This is a genomic window from Myxococcus sp. CA040A (assembly GCF_013336725.1).
Taxonomy (GTDB): domain Bacteria; phylum Myxococcota; class Myxococcia; order Myxococcales; family Myxococcaceae; genus Myxococcus; species Myxococcus llanfairpwllgwyngyllgogerychwyrndrobwllllantysiliogogogochensis.
In genome coordinates this window covers 1-5,768 of the sequence record NZ_JABUMR010000029.1, presented here as the reverse complement: position 1 = coordinate 5,768, position 5,768 = coordinate 1, and the positions used below count along the sequence as shown (strand labels likewise).

Sequence of the window (5,768 nt, the reverse complement as noted above, 5' to 3'; positions counted from 1 at the left end):
GGCTCGGTCTTTGAAAACCAAATAGCAAGCCCAAGAAGAAGAGAAGGATTGCGGAAACCGCAGTCAATCTTTGAGAAGGCACCAGCAAGGGAGCGCTGAGAAGCGCATACCAGCAGTGCCTGCAGTGAATCAGCGAGCCAAGGTTCCTTAGCCGGACACTTGGTGAACGCCGGTTCAACCTTCAAATTAAAATTGGAGAGTTTGATCCTGGCTCAGAACGAACGCTGGCGGCGTGCCTAACACATGCAAGTCGAGCGCGAATAGGGGCAACCCTTAGTAGAGCGGCGCACGGGTGCGTAACACGTGGATAATCTGCCTGGATGCTCGGGATAACCAGTCGAAAGATTGGCTAATACCGGATAAGCCCACGGTTTCTTCGGAGACTGAGGGAAAAGGTGGCCTCTGTATACAAGCTATCACAACCAGATGAGTCCGCGGCCCATCAGCTAGTTGGCGGGGTAATGGCCCACCAAGGCAACGACGGGTAGCTGGTCTGAGAGGACGATCAGCCACACTGGAACTGAGACACGGTCCAGACTCCTACGGGAGGCAGCAGTGGGGAATTTTGCGCAATGGGCGAAAGCCTGACGCAGCAACGCCGCGTGTGTGATGAAGGTCTTTGGATTGTAAAGCACTTTCGACCGGGAAGAAAACCCGTTGGCTAACATCCAACGGCTTGACGGTACCGGGAGAAGAAGCACCGGCTAACTCTGTGCCAGCAGCCGCGGTAATACAGAGGGTGCAAGCGTTGTTCGGAATTATTGGGCGTAAAGCGCGTGTAGGCGGCGTGACAAGTCGGGTGTGAAAGCCCTCAGCTCAACTGAGGAAGTGCGCCCGAAACTGTCGTGCTTGAGTGCCGGAGAGGGTGGCGGAATTCCCCAAGTAGAGGTGAAATTCGTAGATATGGGGAGGAACACCGGTGGCGAAGGCGGCCACCTGGACGGCAACTGACGCTGAGACGCGAAAGCGTGGGGAGCAAACAGGATTAGATACCCTGGTAGTCCACGCCGTAAACGATGAGAACTAGGTGTCGTGGGAGTTGACCCCCGCGGTGCCGTAGCTAACGCATTAAGTTCTCCGCCTGGGAAGTACGGTCGCAAGACTAAAACTCAAAGGAATTGACGGGGGCCCGCACAAGCGGTGGAGCATGTGGTTTAATTCGACGCAACGCGCAGAACCTTACCTGGTCTTGACATCCTCGGAATGCCTCAGAGATGAGGCGGTGCCCGCAAGGGAGCCGAGAGACAGGTGCTGCATGGCTGTCGTCAGCTCGTGTCGTGAGATGTTGGGTTAAGTCCCGCAACGAGCGCAACCCTCGCCTTTAGTTGCCACGCAAGTGGATCTCTAGAGGGACTGCCGGTGTTAAACCGGAGGAAGGTGGGGATGACGTCAAGTCCTCATGGCCTTTATGACCAGGGCTACACACGTGCTACAATGGCCGGTACAGAGCGTTGCCAACCCGCGAGGGGGAGCTAATCGCATAAAACCGGTCTCAGTTCAGATTGGAGTCTGCAACTCGACTCCATGAAGGCGGAATCGCTAGTAATCGCAGATCAGCACGCTGCGGTGAATACGTTCCCGGGCCTTGTACACACCGCCCGTCACACCATGGGAGTCGATTGCTCCAGAAGTCACTTCACCAAGAGGTGCCCAAGGAGTGGTCGGTAACTGGGGTGAAGTCGTAACAAGGTAGCCGTAGGGGAACCTGCGGCTGGATCACCTCCTTTCTAAGGAGACCGGGCACCAGGCAGGCACTTCGGTGTCAGCAGGTGGTGCCAGCGGCTTTCGAGCCGCGTCAGGTCGACCAGGTCAACGTTTCCGAGTCCAATCCGACTCTCTCTACTTCGGGCTTGCTGTTTGGTTTTGAAGGACTGAGTGCGCGAGAAGTCGCGGCACCAGCTCTTTGAGAATGAAGGACGCTGTAGAATCGACGCGGTAGCTCCTGGGCCTATAGCTCAGCTGGCTAGAGCGCGCGCCTGATAAGCGCGAGGTCGGTGGTTCAAGTCCACCTAGGCCCACTGTTTCCGCAGGCTTTAAGCCTGGGCAACGGTGACGCACCCAGCTAAATTGGCCCGGACACACGGGGCTGTAGCTCAGTTGGGAGAGCGCCAGCTTTGCAAGCTGGATGTCGTCGGTTCGATTCCGATCAGCTCCACACAAGTTTTCCCTGTCGCATTGAGGGAAGCGTTCTTTGACAAGTGCATACGAAGGGTAAGTTGCAATTTCTGCTGAGTAACAAGTTCTCGCAGAAGGCGCGCAACTCCCCACTGAAGCCGACGCCGTGAGGCGAAGGCGAGGTGTGAGAGGGTTGGCGCTAACTACAAGCGTAGAGTGATTTTTTCCGGGCCTGCTGCGAAGAGCAGGGGTCTGGGCCTTGGTTTCGAGTTTCGACAATCCGCCGTGAGGCGGGCGTTAGACAAGAGATTAGGGCAAGTAAGCTACTAAGGGCGTGCGGTGGATGCCTAGGTGCCAAGAGGCGATGAAGGACGCGGGTGGCTGCGAAAAGCTTCGGGGAGCTGTCAACCAAGCGTTGATCCGGAGATGTCCGAATGGGGAAACCCAGCACTGCGAATAGCGGTGTTACCTCTCACTGAATACATAGGTGAGATGGAGCTAACCAGGGGAAGTGAAACATCTCAGTACCCTGAGGAAGAGAAAACAACGAGTGATTCCCAAAGTAGCGGCGAGCGAAATGGGAACAGCCCAAACCGATGTCACGCAAGTGGCAGCGGGGTAGAGGGTCCACGGTAGGACTTTGACTGGCTAGCGGAAGTCTCTGGAAAGAGACACCAAAGGGCGTGATAGTCGCGTACGCGAAAGCTGGTTGGAGCTGAGTGGGTTACCCAAGTAAGACGGGACACGTGCAATCCTGTCTGAATCAGCCGGGACCATCCGGTAAGGCTAAATACTCCTTGGCGACCGATAGTGAACAAGTACCGCGAGGGAAAGGTGAAAAGAACCCCGGCAAGGGGAGTCAAAAGAACCTGAAACCGCATGTCTACAAGCAGTCCGAGCACTACGGCGCAAGCCAGTGCGAGGGCGTACCTTTTGCATCATGATTCGGCGACTTAATATACGTAGCGAGGCTAAGCCGTTAGGTGGAGCCGGAGCGAAAGCGAGTCCTAAAAGGGCGAATTAGTTGCGTGTATTATAACCCGAAGCGGGGTGATCTACACATGGCCAGGTTGAAGTGCGGGTAACACCGCATGGAGGACCGAACTCATGAAAGTTGAAAATTTCTGAGATGAGCTGTGTGTAGGGGTGAAAGGCCAATCAAACTCCGTGATAGCTGGTTCTCCCCGAAAGATATTTAGGTATCGGCTCGGGCAATTCAATACTGGAGGTAGAGCACTGGAACGGCTAGGGGTCTCACCAGATTACCAAACCGTACCAAACTCCGAATGCCAGTAATTGTTAGCCCGGGACGCAGTCAGTGGGTGATAACGTCCATTGGCAAGAGGGGAATAACCCAGACCGACAGCTAAGGTCCCCAAATCTAGTCTAAGTGAACACTAGAAAGGATGTGGCAGGTCATTGACAACCAGGAGGTTGGCTTAGAAGCAGCCATCCTTTAAAGAAAGCGTAATAGCTCACTGGTCAAGACAGGCCGCGCCGAAAATGTAACGGGGCTCAAGACTAGTACCGAAGCTTCGGGTCACACGCAAAACGTGTGGCGGTAGGGGAGCGTCCCAGTTGCAGCGAAGGTCGACCGAAAGGGCGGCTGGAGCGGCTGGGAGTGCTGATGCCGAAATGAGTAGCGATAAAGGGGGTGAGAAACCCCCTCGCCGTAAACCCAAGGTTTCCTGGGTCAAGTTAATCTTCCCAGGGTTAGCCGGAACCTAAGTCGAGGCCGAAAGGCGTAGATGATGGAAAGCAGGTTAATATTCCTGCGCCATCTTGTAAGCGTTGAACTAAGGGAGGACGGAGAAAGCTAGGCGAGCTGACCGGCGGTTGTGTCAGTCCAAAGGCGTAGGGGTGTCGCGTACGATTAAAGGCGCGGCAGCTATCCCCGAGACCCCATGGCGCCCCGTAAGGGGTAAGTCGCTGATGCTCTGCTTCCAAGAAAAGTCCCGTAGGGAGCTTGCAGGGTGTCCGTACCGTAAACCGACACAGGTGGGTGAGGAGAAAATCCTAAGGCGCTTGAGAGAACTCTCCTCCAAGGAACTAGGCAAATTTCCACCGTAACTTCGGAAGAAGGTGGGCCTCTGGTAGGTGAAGGCGTACAGCCGGAGCCGAGAGAGGTTGCAGAGAAATGGCGGTAGCGACTGTTTACCAAAAACACAGGACTCTGCGAAGGCGACAAGCCGACGTATAGGGTCTGACTCCTGCCCGGTGCTGGAAGGTTAAGGGGATTCGTCAGCCGCAAGGCAAAGCGATGATCCGAAGCCCCAGTAAACGGCGGCCGTAACTATAACGGTCCTAAGGTAGCGAAATTCCTTGTCGGGTAAGTTCCGACCTGCACGAATGGAGTAACGACTTCCGCGCTGTCTCGGAGAGGGACTCAGCGAAATTGAAATAGCTGTGCCGATGCAGTTTACCCGCAGCAAGACGGAAAGACCCCGTGAACCTTTACTATAACTTGACAGTGACACTAGGGATTGACTGTGTAGGATAGGTGGGAGCCTTTGAAGCCGGGCCGCTAGGTTCGGTGGAGGCAACGGTGAAATACCACCCTGTTGATTTCTGGTGTCTAACCATGTCCCGTAAGCCGGGATTGGGACACTGTCTGGTGGGTAGTTTGACTGGGGCGGTCGCCTCCCAAAGAGTAACGGAGGCGCGCGATGGTTCCCTCAGCCCGATTGGAAACCGGGCGGCGAGTGCAATGGCATAAGGGAGCTTGACTGCGAGACGGACACGTCGAGCAGGTGCGAAAGCAGGTCATAGTGATCCGGTGGTCCTGAATGGAAGGGCCATCGCTCAACGGATAAAAGGTACTCCGGGGATAACAGGCTTATCTCCCCCAAGAGTTCACATCGACGGGGAGGTTTGGCACCTCGATGTCGGCTCATCGCATCCTGGGGCTGGAGCAGGTCCCAAGGGTTTGGCTGTTCGCCAATTAAAGCGGTACGCGAGCTGGGTTCAAAACGTCGTGAGACAGTTTGGTCCCTATCTGCTGTGGGCGTAGGATACTTGAGAGGCTCTGACCTTAGTACGAGAGGACCGGGTTGGAGGCACCGCTGGTGTACCAGTTGTCTCGCCAGAGGCATCGCTGGGTAGCCATGTGCCGATTGGATAACCGCTGAAAGCATCTAAGCGGGAAACCGACCTCAAGACCAGGTATCCCGGGCGCAAGCCCCTGAAGACCCGTCGAAGACTACGACGTTGATAGGCCAGGTGTGTAAGCGCGGTAACGCGTTGAGCTAACTGGTACTAATTGGTCGAGAGGCTTACTTCCCCCTATCTCTTGCATGCCCCCTCAAGGGGAGTAAGGGACTCGGGGCCAAGGCCGAGACTGAATGCACTATGCATTCACCCGGACGAAACACTTTAGCGCACAGCGAGACTTGTACTCGCAGAATGCTGCAACTTACCCTTCGTATGCACTTCATGCTTTTCCGGTGGCTATGTCGGAGGGGTCACACCCGTTCCCATCCCGAACACGGAAGTTAAGCCCTCCAGAGCCGATGGTACTCCGCGGGAAACCGCGTGGGAGAGTAGGTCGCTGCCGGATTCTTTTTGAGAGAAGCCCTCGTCGCCTCGTGCGACGGGGGCTTTTCGCTTTTGTGCGTCTGGAGTTTCCGACGCCGTGAAGAGGCCCCGTGCCCGCT

General features: G+C 55.8%; 2 tRNA genes and 3 rRNA genes. All 5 read left to right on the top strand.

Going from position 1 to position 5,768, the window contains the following annotated elements:
* Positions 1-189 precede the first annotated feature (189 nt).
* The 5 genes from HUA75_RS45940 (at position 190) to rrf (ending at position 5,671) form a co-directional block, all read left to right on the top strand.
* A 16S ribosomal RNA gene (locus tag HUA75_RS45940) occupies positions 190-1,727 on the top strand.
* A gap of 217 nt (positions 1,728-1,944) precedes the next feature.
* A tRNA-Ile gene (locus tag HUA75_RS45935) sits at positions 1,945-2,018 on the top strand.
* Positions 2,019-2,082: 64 nt separating this feature from the next.
* Positions 2,083-2,155 (top strand) — tRNA-Ala (locus HUA75_RS45930).
* Between the two features lie 276 nt (positions 2,156-2,431).
* A 23S ribosomal RNA gene (locus HUA75_RS45925) occupies positions 2,432-5,395 on the top strand.
* Positions 5,396-5,554: 159 nt separating this feature from the next.
* Positions 5,555-5,671: ribosomal RNA gene (rrf, locus tag HUA75_RS45920) — 5S ribosomal RNA — on the top strand.
* Together the 16S, 23S and 5S rRNA genes with 2 tRNA genes alongside form the textbook arrangement of a ribosomal RNA operon.
* Positions 5,672-5,768 lie beyond the last annotated feature (97 nt).